This window comes from Deinococcus apachensis DSM 19763 (assembly GCF_000381345.1).
GTDB lineage: Bacteria > Deinococcota > Deinococci > Deinococcales > Deinococcaceae > Deinococcus > Deinococcus apachensis.
Genome location: NZ_KB906399.1, coordinates 255,344 through 271,645, shown reverse-complemented (window position 1 = coordinate 271,645; position 16,302 = coordinate 255,344). Strand labels below are relative to the sequence as shown.

General features: G+C 68.7%; 15 protein-coding genes. 6 read left to right on the top strand and 9 right to left on the bottom strand.

The window, feature by feature from the left end:
- Positions 1-40: 40 nt before the first annotated feature.
- On the top strand, positions 41-538 hold the full coding sequence (gene prxQ / locus F784_RS0105865) for a thioredoxin-dependent peroxiredoxin PrxQ (protein ID WP_019585786.1): 498 nt from the start codon (positions 41-43) through the stop codon (positions 536-538).
- Positions 531-1,214, top strand: a complete 684-nt coding sequence (gene rpiA, locus F784_RS0105860) for a ribose 5-phosphate isomerase A (protein WP_019585785.1) — start codon at positions 531-533, stop codon at positions 1,212-1,214. Before prxQ ends, rpiA begins: the two co-directional genes overlap by 8 nt.
- Before the next feature lie 129 nt (positions 1,215-1,343).
- On the opposite strand, the gene F784_RS0105855 is transcribed toward rpiA, so the two are convergent.
- Complete coding sequence (locus F784_RS0105855) at positions 1,344-3,374, bottom strand: thioredoxin domain-containing protein (protein ID WP_019585784.1); 2,031 nt, start codon at positions 3,372-3,374, stop codon at positions 1,344-1,346.
- Positions 3,375-3,483: 109 nt separating this feature from the next.
- On the opposite strand from F784_RS0105855, the gene F784_RS0105850 reads away from it, so the two are divergent.
- On the top strand, positions 3,484-4,389 hold the full coding sequence (locus tag F784_RS0105850; protein WP_019585783.1) for a transglutaminase-like domain-containing protein: 906 nt from the start codon (positions 3,484-3,486) through the stop codon (positions 4,387-4,389).
- Between the two features lie 119 nt (positions 4,390-4,508).
- Here F784_RS0105850 and F784_RS25995 read toward each other — a convergent pair whose 3' ends face one another.
- Both F784_RS25995 and F784_RS0105840 read right to left on the bottom strand, forming a co-directional pair.
- Entirely contained in the window at positions 4,509-4,676 is a 168-nt protein-coding gene (locus tag F784_RS25995) for a hypothetical protein (protein ID WP_019585782.1), read from the bottom strand.
- Positions 4,677-4,766: 90 nt separating this feature from the next.
- A complete protein-coding gene (locus F784_RS0105840) occupies positions 4,767-5,951 on the bottom strand; it encodes a cysteine desulfurase-like protein (protein ID WP_019585781.1) in 1,185 nt (394 codons plus the stop codon).
- A 208-nt stretch (positions 5,952-6,159) separates the two neighbouring features.
- Between F784_RS0105840 and F784_RS22380 the strand changes: the two genes are divergently transcribed.
- The gene (locus F784_RS22380; RefSeq protein ID WP_019585780.1) at positions 6,160-7,206 is read left to right on the top strand and encodes a glycosyltransferase; all 1,047 of its coding nucleotides are present in this window, start codon (positions 6,160-6,162) and stop codon (positions 7,204-7,206) included.
- Positions 7,207-7,217: 11 nt separating this feature from the next.
- On the opposite strand, the gene F784_RS0105830 is transcribed toward F784_RS22380, so the two are convergent.
- From F784_RS0105830 to lysS, 3 genes are all read right to left on the bottom strand, one after another.
- Positions 7,218-8,399, bottom strand: coding sequence for a benzoate/H(+) symporter BenE family transporter (locus F784_RS0105830; protein ID WP_019585779.1), 1,182 nt, complete (start codon positions 8,397-8,399; stop codon positions 7,218-7,220).
- Positions 8,396-9,208 (bottom strand): PhzF family phenazine biosynthesis protein, encoded by an 813-nt coding sequence (locus tag F784_RS0105825; RefSeq protein ID WP_026332299.1) that lies wholly within the window; start codon positions 9,206-9,208, stop codon positions 8,396-8,398. Before F784_RS0105825 ends, F784_RS0105830 begins: the two co-directional genes overlap by 4 nt.
- Positions 9,209-9,272: 64 nt before the next feature.
- Positions 9,273-10,442, bottom strand: a complete 1,170-nt coding sequence (gene lysS / locus F784_RS0105820; RefSeq protein ID WP_051086938.1) for a homocitrate synthase — start codon at positions 10,440-10,442, stop codon at positions 9,273-9,275.
- 165 nt (positions 10,443-10,607) lie between these two features.
- Between lysS and F784_RS0105815 the strand changes: the two genes are divergently transcribed.
- Positions 10,608-11,582: an aldo/keto reductase gene (locus F784_RS0105815; RefSeq protein WP_019585776.1), complete on the top strand. Its 975-nt coding sequence runs from the start codon at positions 10,608-10,610 to the stop codon at positions 11,580-11,582.
- A gap of 462 nt (positions 11,583-12,044) precedes the next feature.
- On the opposite strand, the gene F784_RS0105810 is transcribed toward F784_RS0105815, so the two are convergent.
- Positions 12,045-13,178, bottom strand: a complete 1,134-nt coding sequence (locus F784_RS0105810; RefSeq protein ID WP_019585775.1) for a Gfo/Idh/MocA family protein — start codon at positions 13,176-13,178, stop codon at positions 12,045-12,047.
- A gap of 144 nt (positions 13,179-13,322) precedes the next feature.
- Here F784_RS0105810 and F784_RS0105805 point away from each other — a divergent pair, with 144 nt between their 5' ends.
- Complete coding sequence (locus F784_RS0105805) at positions 13,323-14,693, top strand: MATE family efflux transporter (protein WP_019585774.1); 1,371 nt, start codon at positions 13,323-13,325, stop codon at positions 14,691-14,693.
- Here the strand turns inward: F784_RS0105805 and F784_RS0105800 are convergent.
- Together F784_RS0105800 and F784_RS0105795 are read right to left on the bottom strand one after the other, a co-directional pair.
- On the bottom strand, positions 14,671-15,165 hold the full coding sequence (locus tag F784_RS0105800) for a MaoC family dehydratase (protein WP_019585773.1): 495 nt from the start codon (positions 15,163-15,165) through the stop codon (positions 14,671-14,673). The genes F784_RS0105805 and F784_RS0105800 overlap by 23 nt on opposite strands.
- A gap of 133 nt (positions 15,166-15,298) precedes the next feature.
- Positions 15,299-16,162, bottom strand: coding sequence for an HpcH/HpaI aldolase/citrate lyase family protein (locus F784_RS0105795; RefSeq protein WP_019585772.1), 864 nt, complete (start codon positions 16,160-16,162; stop codon positions 15,299-15,301).
- Positions 16,163-16,302: the final 140 nt, after the last annotated feature.

Genomic DNA, 16,302 nt, shown 5'->3' with positions numbered 1-16,302 from the left:
TCCCGCCCCATCCCCCTCCGCCGTCGGTTACCCTCTGCACATGATCGAGACTGCCCCCCACCCGGCTCCCGGTGAGCCCTTTCCCGACTTCGCCCTGCCCGACGCCGAGGGTCGCACTCACCGCCTCTCCGACTATGCGGGCCGTTACGTGGTGCTGTACGCCTATCCCAAGGACGACACGCCCGGCTGCACCAAGGAGGCCTGTGACTTCCGCGACAGCGCCCTGCTGAAAGCCCACGGTGCCGTCATCCTGGGCGTGAGCCAGGACGACGCGGACAGCCACCGCGCCTTTGCCGAGAAGTACAGCCTGCCCTTCCCCCTGCTGAGCGACGAGGGGGCGGAGTTCCTGAAGGGGATTGGCGCCTACGGCTCCAAGAACCTGTACGGCAAGGTGGTCGAGGGGGTGAAGCGGCAGACCTTCCTGATCGGCCCGGACGGCAGGCTCGTGAAAGCCTGGCTCGCCGTATCCGTGGACGGGCACGCCGACGCCGTGGCCGCGGCCATTGACGCGGACCGGAAGAAGCGGGCCGATGGCTGACCTGGAGCGGCTGAAGGAGGAGGCCGCCCGCCGCGCCGTCACCCTTGTCCAGAGCGGAATGCGGGTCGGTCTGGGCACCGGCAGCACGGCCAAGTACGCCATTCTCGCCATCGGGGAGCGGGTGGCGTCCGGCGACCTGCAAGGCGTGGTCGGCGTGGCGACGAGTGACGCCTCGGAAGCCCTGGCCCGGCAAGTCGGCATCCCAGTCGAGCCGCTCGATCCCCGCCCCCTCGACCTCGCCATCGACGGGGCGGACGAGATCGACCCGGAGCTGAACCTCATCAAGGGCCTGGGCGGCGCACTGCTGCGCGAGAAGTTGACCGAGGTGCAGGCCCGGCGGCTGATCATCATCGCCGACCACACCAAGATCGTGACCCGGCTGGGGGAAAAAGCGTCCCTACCCATCGAGATCGCCCGCTTCGGTTTTCTGTCCACCATCGAGCGGCTGCGGGGGCTCGTCCCCGGCGGGCGGCTCCGGCAGCTGGGCGCCCAGCCCTACGTCACCGACAACGGCAACTACATCTACGACGCGCAACTCCCGCAGAGCTTCGACCCGGCCACACTGGAGCGGCAGCTCAAGGGCACGCTCGGCGTGGTGGAGACGGGGTTCTTCCTGGGCATGGCGGGGTTGGCCTTCGTGGCGGCGCCGGAAGGGGTGCGGGAACTCAGGCGCTGAGGAGGTGAGTACGGCCGTACCGGGTCATGAGGAGCGAGGCTTGAACGCTGTTGCTTCTTCCCCCGTAGGCAGGAGGCTGGGTGGAAACGGTACTTGCTCCTCCCCTCGTCCCGGCTCTGCCAGTTACCCCTACAGCCTCCCCAGCTGCCCGGCCAATACCTCCGGGTCGCGGGTGGGGAGGTCGCAGGCGTGGCCCACGCAGACGTAGGCGGTGCCTCCCCCCGGTCTTCCCTCCAGCACAGGCAGCCCCTCGCCGCGCTCGGCGGGCGCGAGGGCTGCGAAAGGGAGGGGGAAGCGGGCGAGGACGCGCTCCAGCGGCGCACGTTCCTCAGGCATGCCGATCAGGGCGACCTCCACATGGGGCGATTCGAGGAAGGCGGCGGCCTGCCACAACCCCCCGAATCCCCCGGCTGCCGCTAGCATGTCGCTCTGATAGGTGCGGACGGTAGCGCGGGCCAGCCGCTCGGCCTCCTCGTCGCCGAAGTAGCGGCCCACCCACAGGCCGAGGAGCGCGGCGGCGGCGTTGTCGCTGAGAATGGCTGAGTCGAAGCCCTGCGCCTGGCGGGTGAGCAGCGTCTCGGCCCGGCCCCCCGTCGAGCGGAAGAGCCCGGCCTCCTCATCCCAGAAGTCGCGGTGCACGACCCCCCAGAGTTCACGCGCCCACTCCAGATGGGCGAGGTCCCCGCCCGCCTGGTACAGCGCGACCAGCCCCAGGCCGTACAGCGCGTGGTCCTCCAGCAGGCCTTCTACCCGCGCCTCACCGTTCTTGAAGGTGTGCCGCAGCGTCCCGTCGGGCAGGCGAAGGTGGTTTCGCACGAAGTCGGCGTTGCGCCGGGCGATCTCCAAGAAGTGCGTCTCCCCCAGAACCCGCCCCGCGTCCGCAAAGGCCTCGAGGGCCAGTCCATTCCAGGAGGTCAGCACCTTATCGTCCGTGCCGGGCTGGGGTCGCTGTTCCCGTACAGCCAGCAACCGGGCACGGGCCGCGTCCAGCCGAGCAGTGAGGGCCTCCACGCTCTCGCCCAGGTCGCGGGCGAGGTCGGCGACTGGAGTGGGCACATGTAGCACGTTGCGGCGCCCGTACTCGGGCCGGTGTGGGTCGAGGAAATTCCCCTCCTCGGTCACGCCGTATATCCGCAGCACGAGGTCGCTGTCCGGTCCTTCTCCCAGCACCTCCCGAATCTCTCCGGGCGTCCAGGTGAAGGTCAGGCCCTCCACCCCCTGTGTGTCGGCATCCTGGGCAGAGTAGAAGCCGCCCGTTTGGGAGAGCATCTCGCGCTCCAGGTACGTCAGCGTCTCGCGGGCCAGCCGGGCGAAGGCCTCGTCCCCCGTGTACTGGTAGGCCCGTAGCAGCGTCCGCGTGAGCTGCGCGTTGTCGTACAGCATCTTCTCGAAGTGCGGGACCAGCCAGCGCTCGTCCACCGAGTAGCGGTGAAAGCCGCCGCCCAGTTGGTCGTAGATGCCGCCCCGTCCCATCCTCCGCAGGGTGTGCAGCGCCATGTCGCGCCCCTCGGGCCGGGTGAGCAGGAAATCCAGCGTGGTGGGCGCCGGGAACTTGGGCGCTCGTCCGAAGCCGCCCAGGTCGGCGTCGTACACCCGGCGCAGGTTCTCGACGCCCCGGTTCAGGAAGTCGGGGGGGAGGTCGCCCACTGCGGCACGGGGACGGCTCGCCTCGCGCACGTGTTCGCTGAGGGCCTGCGCGTTCCCGGCCAGCTTGTCCCGGTCCTCCCGCCAGGCGTGCGCCACGCTCGCCAGCAGGCGGCGGAAGCCCGGCATCCCGTAGCGGTCCTCGGGGGGGAAGTAAGTGCCCGCGTAGAAGGGCTCGCCGTTCGGGGTCAGGAACACGGTCATCGGCCAGCCGCCCTGTCCAGTCATGAGCTGGGTGGCCGTCATGTAGATGCCGTCCACGTCGGGACGCTCCTCGCGGTCCACCTTGATGTTCACGAAGTGGGCGTTCATGAATTCGGCGGTCGCCTCGTCCTCGAAGCTCTCGTGGGCCATCACGTGGCACCAGTGGCAGGTCGAGTAGCCCACCGAGAGAAGCACGGGCACGTCCCTGTGCCGGGCCTCAGCGAAGGCCTCCTCACCCCAGGGCCACCAGTCCACCGGATTGTCCGCGTGCTGGAGGAGGTACGGGCTGGTCTCCTGGGCCAGACGATTCATGGGGGCAGGGTAGCGTCCGCCCCAGGCCCACAGGCGCCCGGCTCCATGAGGGCCGCCAGGAATAGACTTCACACCCACCCAACCTCTGCCGCGCGGCAAACTGAACGGTATGCCCCAGCCCGACGTCCAGACCGATCCCGGGGCCGCCCCGATCGACCAGCCCACTCGCGTCCGGGCGGGCTTTTCCCTCACCTTCGACGTGCCGTATCCAACCCCCATGCTGTTCGTCGTGCAGCCCCAGGACCGTCTGGGCGCCACGGGAACCCGCCAGCGCCTCCTCGACCAGCGGCCCCTGGGCGTGGCGGCAGGCATCCACACCTACACCGACACCCACGGCAACCTCGTCTGGCGCACGCTCGCCCAGCCCGGCGAGTTCACCATCGGCCACGACCTGATCGCCGAGGTGACCCGCAGGCCCGACCCCGTCCTGCCGAACCTCCGCAAGCATCTGGTCGAGGAGTTGCCCGACGAGGCGATCACCTACCTCCTGCCCAGCCGCTACGTAGATAGCGACCTCGTCAGCAACGAGGCGTGGACCCGCTTCGGCAATGTTCGGGGGGGCTGGGCGCAGGTGCAGGCGATCTGCGACTTCCTGCAAGACGAGTGCGTGTACGGCTCGGGCAGCAATTCGAGCACAACCGCCCGGCAGGCGCTGGACAGTAAGCGCGCGGTGTGCCGCGACTTCGCGCACATGGGCGTCGCCTTCTGCCGCGCGCTGAACATCCCCGCCCGCTACGTGTGCGGTTACCTTCCCGACATCGAGTTCGACTCGGGGAACGTGCCCATGGACTTCCATGCCTGGTTCGAGGCGTACCTGGACGGCGAGTGGCGCACCTTCGACGCCCGACACAACGTCCCCCGCATCGGCCGGGTGCTGATCGCCCAGGGGCGGGACGCCAGTGACGTGGCCTTCGCAACCACCTTCGGCTCCGCCCGCCTGACGAACATGATCGTCTGGGCCGACGAGACGGACGAGGCGATGACGCTGGACGATCCACCGAAGCCTAGGTTTTAGGCGGACGACGCACGGCATCTGGGGGGGCACCCGAGTGCCCCTTTTAACGCCCGGAGTTCGTGCTCGGGATAAGGTGTGGCCCCGGGTAGAGATGGTTCGCGCGGCGCGAGGCCCGGGCTTTAAGCCTCCGCCAGCCCCTCCTCCAGCAGGCCGTTCCCTACCGCGAACTGGTAATCCTCCTCCGACAGCTCCTCCTCGCGGCCCTCGTTGATCATCTGCTGGACGCGGGTCTTCCTCACTTCGAGGCTTTCACTGCTGTCGCCCCTCGGCTCGCCCTGCGTCGTCATGGGAGCATTGCAACAAGGTGAGGTGAGGGGGCTTGGCACATCAGGTCAACAGGTCTTCAGGCTGGCCCCACGTCCCGGTGATACCCACCCTCAAACTTCGGCCAGCAGCCTCTCCACATCTTCCAGACTTGTGTAGTGCCCGATGCTGGCGCGCACCACCCCCTGCGGGTATAGCCCCAAGTCCTTCAGGGGCTGCACCGCGTAGAAGTGCCCGGCAGCCACATCCACCCCATCGGCCGAGAGCCGCGCGGCGGTGAGCTCGGGCGCTTCCCCCTCCACGCGAAAGGCGACGGTGCCAATGCGGCCCTCCATCGTTGGGGGACCGTAGACCGTCACACCCGGGGCATTCAGCAGGCCGGTGAGGAGGCGCTCTGAAACCGGTTCCTCCAACTCCTGGATACAGGCCGACGCCGCCTCCAGCGCAGCGCGGCTCAGCGCCCCGTGCCCGCCGAGTTCGCGCAGGTAGTCCAGCGTGCCCAGCCACCCGGCGAGCAGCTCGAACTGTGGCGTGCCGTACTCCAGCCCGGTGATATCCCCCTCCGGAACGAAGCTCAGCCGGGGCCAGGGGAGGTGGGGGCGGTGTTCGGGCGAGACCCACAGCGCCCCCAGGTGCGGCCCCCAGACCTTGTAGGGGCTGAACATCACGAAGTCCGCGCCCCAGGCCCCCACGTCGGGAAAGGCGTGTGGGGCGGCGTGAACGGCGTCCACGACGGTCCAGGCCCCCGCCGCCCGCACCTGCGCCGCGACGGCCGGAATATCTACGCTCACCCCCAGGACGTTGCTCGCCGCCGTCACCGACACCAGCCGGGTGCGGGGCGAGAGCAGCGCCGCGAGGTCGCTTTGGTGAAGCTGCATGTCGGGCTGCCGGGCGTGCCAGACGTGGATTTTCACGCCTGCGCGCTCCAGCTCGCGCCAGGGGCTCGCGTTCGCCTCGTGTTCCAGACCGCTCAGGATTACCTCGTCACCGGGACCCCACATCCGGGCGAAGGCCGCCGCTAGCCGGAACGCGAGGGCGGTGGCGCTCGGCCCCAGGGCCACGTCCTCCGGATTCGCGTTCAGGAAGACGGCGGTGGCCTCCCGTGCGCGGTGCTTCAGGGCCAGGATCTCCTGCCCGGGCCGGTGCCCCGGCATGGCGTTCGTGGCCCCGTAGCGGGTGAGGTGGTCAGTGACCGCGGCGATGGCGCGCGAGGGCAGCAGTCCGCCCGCCGCGTTGTCGAGGTACGCGCGGCCCGAGGCGAGGGGCGGGAACTGCGCGCGGATGGCGTCTAGGTTCATGTGGGGCAGTTTAGAGCGGGGTTGAGGGCGGAGGGGTCTCAGCCCAACTTGCTTCTCCTCTGGCCGCCGTGTTCTCAAGGCCCACGTGTAAAAATTATAAGAGATTGGTGTGCTATTTTAAGATTAGGGCGTGCCGCACCACTCGCACTTTCTATAAGAGGAGAGGCGGGCACCGTTCTCGTCGCAGCCCAGTCCTACCTGTGACCCCATGAAAATACTTGCCTGGCCCAAAAGCGAAAACAAGTCGACCAATCCCTATAACTACCTGTTCTACTCCGAGTTGGAGAAGAGAGGGGTGGAGGTCGACGAGTTCCGGTACAAGCAACTTCTGCGGAAGAAATACGACTACCTGCATGTCCACTGGCCGGAGAACGTGGTCAACGAAACGAGCGGTGGCTGGGGACCGGGAAACCTGGCCAAGTTCCTGCTCATGCTCCTGACGACGAGGCTGCGGGGCACCCGGATCGTCTGGACCGCCCACAATCTCAGGGCCCACGAGGAGAACTCGGCCCTGAGACAGGTGTACAACGCGCTCTTTCCCCGGTTCGTCGACTACGTTCATTGCCTGAGCGAGCACTCCAAGAGGGCGGTCCAGGAGGACCGCCGGTACGCCTCGGCCCGGGTCTTCGTGCTGCCCCACGGGCATTACCGCCCGCTGTACCCCCGGCCCCTCCCGGCCCAGGAGGCCCGCAGGCGGCTGGGCGTGCCGGAGGGCGCGCGAGTCCTGCTGTTCTTCGGGCAGATTCGCCCTTACAAGAATCTGGAGGCCCTGATCCGGGTCTTCCGCGAGCTGGCCGAAACCGACCCGGACCTGTACCTGCTCGTGGCCGGGCAGCCGCGGTACGACCTCGACCGGGAGATGCTGGAGCATCCGAGAATCCATACCCACCTAGAGCTGATTGACGACGCTGAGGTGCCGCTCTATTTCAGCGCCGCAACGTGGGTAGTCTGTCCGTACCGGGTGGTCACGAACTCCGGGACCGCCCTGCTGGCCTTGTCCTTTTCCCGCCCCTTCATTGGGCCGGACCTCGCCGCGATTCGGGATCTCCGGGAGACGGTCGGTGAGGACTGGGTCAGGACCTACGCCGGGGACCTGACGGCGCCGAAGTTGCGTGTCCTGACCCGCGACCCCGGGTCGCAGGAGAGCCTTGACCTGCCCGACTTCGAGTGGTCCCGGATCGCCCAGCAGTTCATCGGCATCCTGGAACAACCTCGAACAGCAGCGCCCCAGACGAGTCTCCGGCAACCCCGGTGAAAGGGTTGGGGTCAGTGCTCGCGGGACCTGACCCAGAGCAGCCCTCCTCCCAGCAGCAGGCCCCACACCGCGCTCCCCACCCCCAGGAACGTCACGCCGCTTGCCGTCACCGCCAGGGTGAGGAAGGTGGCCTCGCGCCCCCGCTCCCCGTTTAGCGCCGCCGTGACGCTCGACAGGGTGGTGGACACGAGGGCCAGCCCGGCCAGCGCCGCGACCACCGGGGCGGGGACGGCCCCCACCGCGCCCACCACCCAGCCCGCAAAGATGCCCAGCATCAGGTAGAAAAAGGCCGCGCTCAGGCCCGCGACCCAGCGCCGCCCGGGGTCAGGGTGCGCCTCCTCGCCCGCGGCGATGGCCGCCGTGATCGCGGCGAGGTTGGTCGTGTGCGCGCCGAAGGGGGCCGAGAGCAGACTCGCCACCCCCGACCACGTGATCAGCGGTGAGGTGGGCACCCGGGCAAAGCCGCAGCTCCGCAGCACCGCCACGCCGGGAAGCTGCTGGGAGGCCAGGGTCAGCACCGTCATGGGGAGCGCGAGGGTCAGCACGCCGCGCAGGCTGAACTGTGGTGTGGTCCAGACGAGGGTTCCCAGACCCGCCCCCGTCACCGGCCCCACCACGTGGACTGCCAGTGACAGCCCCGCCCCCGCGAGCAGCGCCGCCGGAACCGCCCAGCGGGTGAACCACACCCGCCCGGCCAGAAAGACCAGCAGCATTCCACCCACCGGAACCGGGGCCTGGGGCAGGGCCCGGAAGGCGCCCAGGACGAAGGGCAGCAGCACCCCGGCGAGCAGCGCGTTCGCCAGCGCGGGCGGAATGCGCGAGGTGGCCCGCTCGAAGGCGCCCGAGAGGCCCAGCCCGGTCATGATGAGGGCGCTGAGGACGTAGGCGCCCAGAACTTCCGGGTAGCTCAGGCCCCGCGCGGCAGCTAGGGAGGCGACAAGGGCGAGCCCGGGCGTCGTCCAGGCCATCTTGACCGGGGCGCGGTGGCGCCAGGTCAACACGGCGCCCGACACGCTGATCGCCAGGTAGCACGCCAGCACCCAGCTCACCGTCTGCCCGTGCGTCAACCCGAAGTCGCGCGCCGCGCCCACCAGCAGGCCGATGCTGCTCGCCGCGCCCACCACGACCGCCACGAAGCCCGCCGTCACCGCCGAGCCGGAGGCGTCCCGGCGCAGGTCGGTCAGGGCCGTCATGGCTCCAGCCGCTCCGCCCGGCCGCCCACCCACACGTCCGACACGCTGTCGGGGCCAAGCGTGAACTGCGCCGTCAGTCTTGAAGGCGCCCCCGGCATCCGCTGCGCCCCCCGAATCATGTTCGTGGTCGTGGGCAGGCGGCCTAGCGTTCCCAGCACCCCGACCAGGCAAGCGAACATGTTGCTGCTCGCCCCGTCCTCCAGAAAGCCTTTCAACGGCCCAAAGGCCCGGAAGCTCACGTCCGCCCGGTTCGGGCCGCCCGGCGTGAAGAGGATCAGTCCGGTCGTGCCGGTCGCCCGATTCAGAGCTGAGATGGACTCTGCATCCGGCGTGAAGCGTTCCAGCATCGCTGCATCTGCAACCTCCACAACCAGATTCGGACGCCCTGCCGACGCGAGCCACGCCGTTCCCACCGTGGGGCCGATGGGGGAGAGGTCGGCCTCCACCTCCCGCACGTCCACATCCCCCTGGCGCAGCAGCCACTCCCCGCCGCACAGCTGCCCGGCCACGACCTCCCCATCCATCCTCACGTCCACCACGTCGAGGAGCGCCCCCTGGGCTTGCAGGAAGGCGAGGGCCGCGAGCGCCCCGGAGTCGGAACTGCCCTTCTCCCCCGTCGGGGTAAAGACCCGCAGGGACACGCCCGTCACGTCCGCCGACTCGATGAAGACGCCGAGGGGGGCGCCGGACCCGGTGGCCTGGGCCTGAAGGTCGCCCAAGGCACTGGGGAAAACGGCGACGGTTTTTCCACCCTCCGGGCCGGGCGGGGAAAGGACGCGGTAGTGGGCAGGGGCAGGCGTGACCTTCATGCTCAATTATTTGAGCATCCCGGAGAGCAGTAGGCTTGCCCCTTGCCTGTCCCGGTCTCTGCCCCTACGCGCTCACCCACTCCCGCAGCACCTGCTCCAGATGCGCGTCGTCCAGCTCGTCCTGTTCGGCCAGCGCCTTGATGTGGTCGGTGACGCGGCGCAGGGCATCCTCGCCGTAGTGCAGGCCCAGCTCGCGCGCCTTGTAGGCGATGGCGTGCTTGCCTGTGACCTTGCTCGCGGCCTGGATGCGGCGGCCCACCCCAAAGACGCCGGGGGGAATCGCCTCATACGCGCCGGGGTTGAGGTAGATCGCCTTGAGGTGCATCCCCGCCTTGTGGTTGTAGGCGAACTCGCCCGTCAGGTAGTTGTTCCAGGGAATCGGCAGGTCCACCATCCGGGCGATCATGCGGTCGAGTTCGGGCAGGAGGTCGAGGTTGTACTTGTCGATCAGCCCCTGCGGGTCGAAGGTGAACATTCGCGCCAGGAAGCCCCCGAGCGGCGTGATCCCGTTGCGCTCGCCGATCCCCAGGATGGTCGTGTCGATGTGCGTGGCCCCCGCCTCGATGGCCTCATAGGCGTTCGACACCGCGCAGCCCGTGTCGTTGTGCCCGTGAAACTCGATGCCGCACCCTTCATGGATGACCTTTCGCACCTCGCGCACAAGGGTATACACCTGACGGGGCGTGGCGACCCCCACCGTGTCCGCCAGCCCGACCCGGTGGACGCCCAGGTCGGAGACGGCACGGTACACGGCCATCAGGTCGGCCTCCTCCGAGCGGAAGGTGTCCTCGGCGCTGAAGCGAATCTGTAGGTCCGGGCGGTTCTCCCTGATCCACCCGATGACTTCCGAAGCCGTGTCGATGATCTGCCCAATGTTCTTGCCGTGTGAGAACTCACGCAGGAAGGAACTCGTGCCGAAGAGCAGGTCCAGCCCATCCACCCCGAGGTCCACCGCCCGCCGCACGTCGTCCATGTGGCAGCGCACGTGGGTCAGGATGCGGGCCTTCAGACCGAGCCCGGTGAGCCGACGAATATCCTCCGCCGTCTGCGCGCTCACCATGGGAGTGGTGACCTCGATGAATTCAGCACCAAAGGCATCCAGTGCCCGCGCGATCTCGATCTTGTCCCCCTGTTTGAAGTTCCCGCGCGCGAACTGCTCGCCCTCCCGCAGCGTCGAGTCGATGATGGCCCAGGAACGGGCGGGGATCAGGGGAGCCGGGGGGTCTGTCGTCATGGAAGCCTCGTGTGGGGCATTCTGTTCGTGTTCCTGCTGAATGTCAAGAAAAGGCACTAGATGGCTTTTCAATCAGAAGGAAGAGCGGGCGTGTTTCTGCTGCCTCCATGAAGCCCCCGCTCATGCCCTTCTCCGGGGGCCGGGCGTAGCGTGGCGAACATGGCAATGCACGAGAGGGCGCTGGGCCGCACGGGCCTGCAGGTCACCGAGATCGGCTACGGGGCATGGGGCATCGGGGCCGACATGTGGAAGGGCGCGCAGGACGACGAGAGCCTGAACGCCCTGCGCCGCTACATCGAACTGGGCGGAAATTTTATCGATACCGCGATGGGATATGGCAGCGGCCACAGCGAGCGACTGGTGGGCCAAGTGGTCCGCGACCATCCGGGCGTGTACGTTGCCACCAAGATCAGCCCCAAAAATGGGCAGTGGCCCGCCGCGCCGGAAACGACCGCTGACCAGGCCTTTCCCGGCGAGTACATGATTCGCATGACGGAGGCCAGCCTGGAACGGCTGGGCCTGCCCGCCATTGACGTGCAGCAGCTTCACGTCTGGAACGACTCCTGGCTGGGGCAGGGGGACTGGCAGGACGCCGCGGCCCAGCTCAAGCGCGACGGCAAGATCCGGCACTTCGGCATCTCCATCAACGACCACCAGCCGGACAACGCGGTGAAGGCTGTCGAGGCGGGCCTCGTGGAGACCGTGCAGGTTATCTACAATGTCTTCGACCAGTCGCCGCAGGATCGCCTGCTTGACGCCTGCCGAGTAAATGGGGTGGGCGTGATCGTCCGCGTCGCGCTCGACGAGGGCAGTCTGACCGGCCATATCACGCCGGAAACGACCTTTCCACAGGGTGACTGGCGCAATAACTATTTCGGCGGCGACCGCAAGGCCGAGTTGCAGGAACATCTGCGCGCCATCGAGTCCGATCTGGGGATCACGACCGAGCAGCTCCCGGAGACGGCCCTGCGCTTCGTCCTGAGTCATCCGGCGGTCAGCACGGTGATCGTGGGGATGCGGAGCATGCGGAACGTGGAGCGCAACGCCGCCCTGGCTGATGGGCGGGGGCTTCCCACCGAGCAGGTGCAGAGGCTGTACGGGCACCGCTGGGAGCGCAACTGGTACAACGCGGCGGATTGAGAGGGGGTGTTCTCTCCCAGTCGCTGACCTTGCCCCCAGCCCCCTACCCCCACTGGGGGCCACGTCTCCGCCGCGCGGGGCGCCCCGCGCGTTGACGCCAGGCTCGCTCACGTGTCTCTCCTCCGGGTGGAGGGGGAAGCTTTTCGCTGCGCTCGGCCAGGGGCTCGGCCCATCTCGTCCGTGATCGTCCCATCCCTCGCGCACTGTTTGATCTTGTTGTTTTCCCAGTCGCGAGCCCACCGTTTCGCTGCGCGAGCAAGGCGGGTTGAAGGCCGTGTGCGAGCGAGCCGAGGGGTGGGAAAGGGCCGTCCACAAGAGACGATTTTGAGAAGCAAAAGCTTTAGCGGTGTTCCTCCTCCCCCTCACGGGGGAGGCTGGGAGGGGGTGGCAAGCGTCAGCTTGCCCTCCTTAGCAGAGAGGAACACAACTCTTCAGCCGAGAGGGGATAGGTGCCAGTTCCCCTCACCGCTCCAGAGGCAACTCCACCGGCTGCCCGCCAAGCTGCGACGACCGCTGCAGGGCCAGCACGATCTCCTGATCCAGCCGCGCCTGCTCGGCCCCGTAGGTCGGCTGGCCCCCCGTCCGCACCGCGTCCACCAAGCTCATCAGGCAGCTCGCCACGCCGATCTCGTCGTCGTGCCACTGGGGGCCGTGGCCCTTGCGGGCGGGCTGAAAGGGATTTTCCCAGACGGCGGTGGGGTGAAGGGAATCTCCCGTATGCGCGACGATGGAGCGCAGTGCCCCGCCGTCGTTGCGTTCCAGGCGCCGCTCCAGCGTGATGAACTGCGGCGCCTCGCCATCCGGGGTGAGGAGGGTCAAGCGTTCGTCTTGGCTGTGGGCCCTGCCGACCGTTACGCCCATCCCCTTTTCCGCCAGGAAGCGGCTGCTTCTCCACCAGCGCAGGGCCGAGTCGTAGCCCACGCTCGTCCAGTGGAAGACGCCGATCTGTCCGCCCTCGAACTCGACCAGGCCGTGTTCCTGCGTCTCACTGCGCTCACCCCGAGTATTCGCCAGGAACGACCAGTGGGGCGCCAGGTGGTAGTCCCGCACCATCCCGACGACGCGCAGGGGTCGGACGTCGAAGCCGAGGTAGCTCCGCATCACGCTGACGCCGTGGTAGCCGTGCCCGGCAAAGTCGTTGAAGGAAGAGTAGACCCGGCCGAACACCCCCGACTGAATCAGCTTCAGCTTGATCTGCTCCAGCGGCCTGCGGTGGAACTGCTCGGCCACCTCGACCTTCAGCCCCCGGCTCTTTGCCGCCTGGATGATCGCATCCGCCTCTGCCAGGTCGTGCGCGATGGGTGTCTCTAGCAGCACGTGCAAGCCGTGTTCGACTGCCATCAGCCCAACCTGACCATTGGCCTCGTAGGCGACCGAGACGATGCCGATCTGCGCCCCCGTCTCCCGGATCAGCGCTGCCAGGTCGGTGAAGTGCGGCACGCCCAGGCTTTCCCCCAGCCGCCGCGCCGACCCCTCGCTGCGGCCCCACACGCCGACGAGTTCGACCTGGTCGGCCAGACCCCGCAGCAGTGGGCCGTAAAGGTAGTCGGAGCGGGCGGCGGTGCCCACGATGGCGACCCGGAGAGGTTCAGGCATACCCAGGAGATACACCCTCCGGGAATGTTCTTTTCCTCCCTGTCTTGCCTACGCGGACTGGGCCGTGAATCGTTGAGCTTTCGCTCAGACATCCGGGAAGTGCCGGGGAGGGTCCTCGCTTAAAGTGCCCCAGGAGGTTTTTCTGTGTTTGGCGCTCATCTACGCGACATCCTGCGGCTGGCCCTGCCCGCGAGTTTCGAGGCGGTCATCCAGCTCCTGTTCAATTTCCTGGCCCAGCTCATCGTGGCGACCCTGGGCGCGACGGCGGTGGCCGCGGTCGGCTTTTCCAACAACGTCACCATGATGGCGATCTTCACGCTGGGCACCCTGGGTTCGGGAGCAGGCATTCTCGTCGCGCGCGCGTACGGGGCCGGGGACCGGGAAGCGGTGGCGCGGACGGCGGGCACGGCGTTGCTGCTCTCCGCCGCCGTCACGCTCGTCCTGGTGGCCGTGCTGCACACGTTTGCCCGTCCGGTGCTGGGCGCCCTGGGTGCCCCAGCAGACCTGTCGGAGGCCGCTACGCCTTTCTTCCAGGTCGCGCTGCTCGGCGTGCCCCTGATCGTCCTCAGCGTCGTGGCGGGCAACGTCCTGCGCTCGCTGGAGCGGCCCCGCATTCCCATGGTCGCCACCTTCTTCGCGGCGGGCGTCAATGTAGCCGTGGGGTACGCGCTGGTGCGTGGTTTTGCCGGATTCCCCCGCCTGGGGCTGGTCGGCGCCGCCTGGGGCGCACTCGCCGGGCAGGCGCTGCGGGTGGTCTTGCTGAGCTGGTTCCTGTACGGGCCGCGCGGTATCGTCGCCCCGGCGTGGTCGGGGCTGGGGCGCGGCGGCCGGGTCCTGACGGGCGAACTGCTGAACCTGTCGCTGCCCCTGGCCGCCACCCAGCTCGCCTGGAGCGGCGGCAACCTGCTGTATGCGCTCTTTCTCGCCCGGCTGGGCACCTCGGTCCTGGCAGGCGTGCAGATCGGGTACACCATCGAGGGCATCTTCATCGTGGCGTCCTCGGGCCTGGTGCCCGCCGCGACCGCACTTATCGGGCAGGCCGTCGGCCAGGGGGACGCCGGGCTGGCGCGCGAGCGGGCACGGGCGGTGGAACGTTTCGGCCTCGTCACGGGTGTGGCCTTTGGCGTGCTGTTCGCCCTCTCGGCCCTGGCGCTGCCCGCCCTGTACCCCAGCGTGGGCGCAGAGGTCCGCCAGATCGCCCTGACGACCATCCTGGTCAATGCCGCCGTGCAGGTCGTGAAGGTCGCCAACCTGGTGCGTGGCGGCGGGGTCCTGCCCTCGGGGAGCGACACCCGCGGCGTGCTGATGGGCGACGCGATCAGCGCCTTCGCGGTCGGCCTGCCGCTCGCGTGGCTCCTCGCCTTCGGGTTGGACCTCGGCGTGTGGGGTGTGCTCCTCGCCCGGGTGCTGGAGGAGGTCGTGAAGGTCGCCATCTTCACCTGGCGCAGGCGCAAGCTGTCGTGGCGTTCGGTGGTCGAGGAGCAGGCGAACCTTACCCCTGCGGCGGCGGACTGACCTCCGGCCCGCGCTGCATGAGCGCCGTCCGCTTGCACCGAGCCACGACCTCGCCCCGCTGGTTGATCGCCCGGTGCTCGACCGTCACGATTCCGGCGTCCGGGCGGCTGCGGCTCTCCCGGGCCTCCAGTACCTCCGACTCGGCGCGGATCGTGTCGCCGTGGAAGACGGGTTTGGGGAACACCACGTCCGTCAGCCCCAGGTTGGCGACCAGGGTGCCCAGCGTCAGCTCGTGGACGCTCAGGCCCACGAGCAGGCTCAGCGTGAGCAGGCTGTTCACGAGGGGCTGCCCGAACTCGGTCGCGGCGGCGTACTCGCGGTCGAGGTGCAGCGGCTGCGGGTTCATGGTCAGCGTGGTGAAGAAGACGTTGTCGGCCTCGGTCACCGTGCGGGTGATGCGGTGGCGGATGACGGTGCCGGGCACCAGCTCCTCGAAGTAGCGGCCCTGGGGGCGGGTCAGGTCGTCGTTCATAAACCCTCCGGAGTGCTCAAGCTAGAGGGCCTGAGCACTCCCGACCGAAGGGAGAAGGAGAGAAGGCGAGTTCCGCGGAGTGCAGGACTTTCCAGTGCTTTCCTGGAATGTCTGGAACGGAGCGGAATTCGCCTCATGCGTGTTCCCCCCTGGCGTGCAGGATGGCGCGGGCCTTGGCGAGCATGGGTTCGTCCACCATCTGGCCCTCGAAGGAGAAAGCACCCCGGCCCTCCCGAGCAGCGTCGTGGGCGGCGCTCAGCAGGCGGCGGGCGCGCTCGGCCTCCGCCTCGGTGGGGCCGAAGTAGTCGTGCGCGAGGGGCACCTGCGCCGGGTGAATGCAGAGCTTGCCGCCGTACCCCAGCGCCCGGCCCTGTGCGGCGTCGGCCTGGAAGGCGGCCTCGTCGCCCAGCCGCGTCACCACGATGTCGAGCGCGTGCACCCCGGTCAGCCGCGCGGCGAGCGCGACGTGCGAGCGGGCGTACAGCACCTCCAGGTTGCCCGGCGTGCGGGTGCCTCCCAGGTCGGTCGTGTAATCCTCCGCCCCAAAGTAGGCCCATGGCACGGCGTCCTCAGCCAGGATCTCCCGCGCGTTCCAGACCCCCGCCCCCGTCTCCAGGCCGGCCAGGAGGGGGAGGTCCAGGCCCCGCGCGGCCAGCGCCTCCGTCACCCGCCGCACGTCCGCCGCCGATTCCAGCTTGGGCACCACGACGCCCGCAAGCTCTGGTGTCAGCACCGCGAGGTCCTCCTCGAAGTAGGGCGAGTGGACCGCGTTTACCCGCACGAACACGGCGAGGTGCGGCGCGGCGGCGATCAGGTCACGGGCGGCGTCGCGGGCGACCGGGCGGGCAGCGGCCTTGGCCTCCCCGGTCCCCGGCACGGCGTCCTCTAGGTCGAGGACGGCGGCGTCGGGGGCGGAGCGGGGCAGCTTGGCGATCAGGTCCGCGCGGTTGCCCGGCGCGAACAGGACGCTGCGGGGGCGCAGGGGGGAGGTGGTCACCGGTCTCCCCTCCACAAACGGGCGTTCGTCAGCACGCCGCCCAGCATAAGGGACGGGTGGTCTAGACGCTCAAGCTGCCCGGGAGAAAGAGCGGGTGGGGGAGGTGGGCGGAGGGTTTGACCGCTTTCCTACCGGGCCCG

Excerpts from the sequence above, each read along its gene's own strand:
- prxQ (WP_019585786.1), top strand. The coding sequence starts at position 41 with ATGATCGAGACTGCCCCCCACCCGGCTCCCGGTGAGCCCTTTCCCGAC.
- rpiA (WP_019585785.1), top strand. The coding sequence starts at position 531 with ATGGCTGACCTGGAGCGGCTGAAGGAGGAGGCCGCCCGCCGCGCCGTC.
- F784_RS0105855 (WP_019585784.1), bottom strand. The coding sequence starts at position 3,374 with ATGAATCGTCTGGCCCAGGAGACCAGCCCGTACCTCCTCCAGCACGCG.
- F784_RS0105850 (WP_019585783.1), top strand. The coding sequence starts at position 3,484 with ATGCCCCAGCCCGACGTCCAGACCGATCCCGGGGCCGCCCCGATCGAC.
- F784_RS25995 (WP_019585782.1), bottom strand. The coding sequence starts at position 4,676 with ATGACGACGCAGGGCGAGCCGAGGGGCGACAGCAGTGAAAGCCTCGAA.
- F784_RS0105840 (WP_019585781.1), bottom strand. The coding sequence starts at position 5,951 with ATGAACCTAGACGCCATCCGCGCGCAGTTCCCGCCCCTCGCCTCGGGC.
- F784_RS22380 (WP_019585780.1), top strand. The coding sequence starts at position 6,160 with ATGAAAATACTTGCCTGGCCCAAAAGCGAAAACAAGTCGACCAATCCC.
- F784_RS0105830 (WP_019585779.1), bottom strand. The coding sequence starts at position 8,399 with ATGACGGCCCTGACCGACCTGCGCCGGGACGCCTCCGGCTCGGCGGTG.
- F784_RS0105825 (WP_026332299.1), bottom strand. The coding sequence starts at position 9,208 with ATGAAGGTCACGCCTGCCCCTGCCCACTACCGCGTCCTTTCCCCGCCC.
- lysS (WP_051086938.1), bottom strand. The coding sequence starts at position 10,442 with ATGACGACAGACCCCCCGGCTCCCCTGATCCCCGCCCGTTCCTGGGCC.
- F784_RS0105815 (WP_019585776.1), top strand. The coding sequence starts at position 10,608 with ATGCACGAGAGGGCGCTGGGCCGCACGGGCCTGCAGGTCACCGAGATC.
- F784_RS0105810 (WP_019585775.1), bottom strand. The coding sequence starts at position 13,178 with ATGCCTGAACCTCTCCGGGTCGCCATCGTGGGCACCGCCGCCCGCTCC.
- F784_RS0105800 (WP_019585773.1), bottom strand. The coding sequence starts at position 15,165 with ATGAACGACGACCTGACCCGCCCCCAGGGCCGCTACTTCGAGGAGCTG.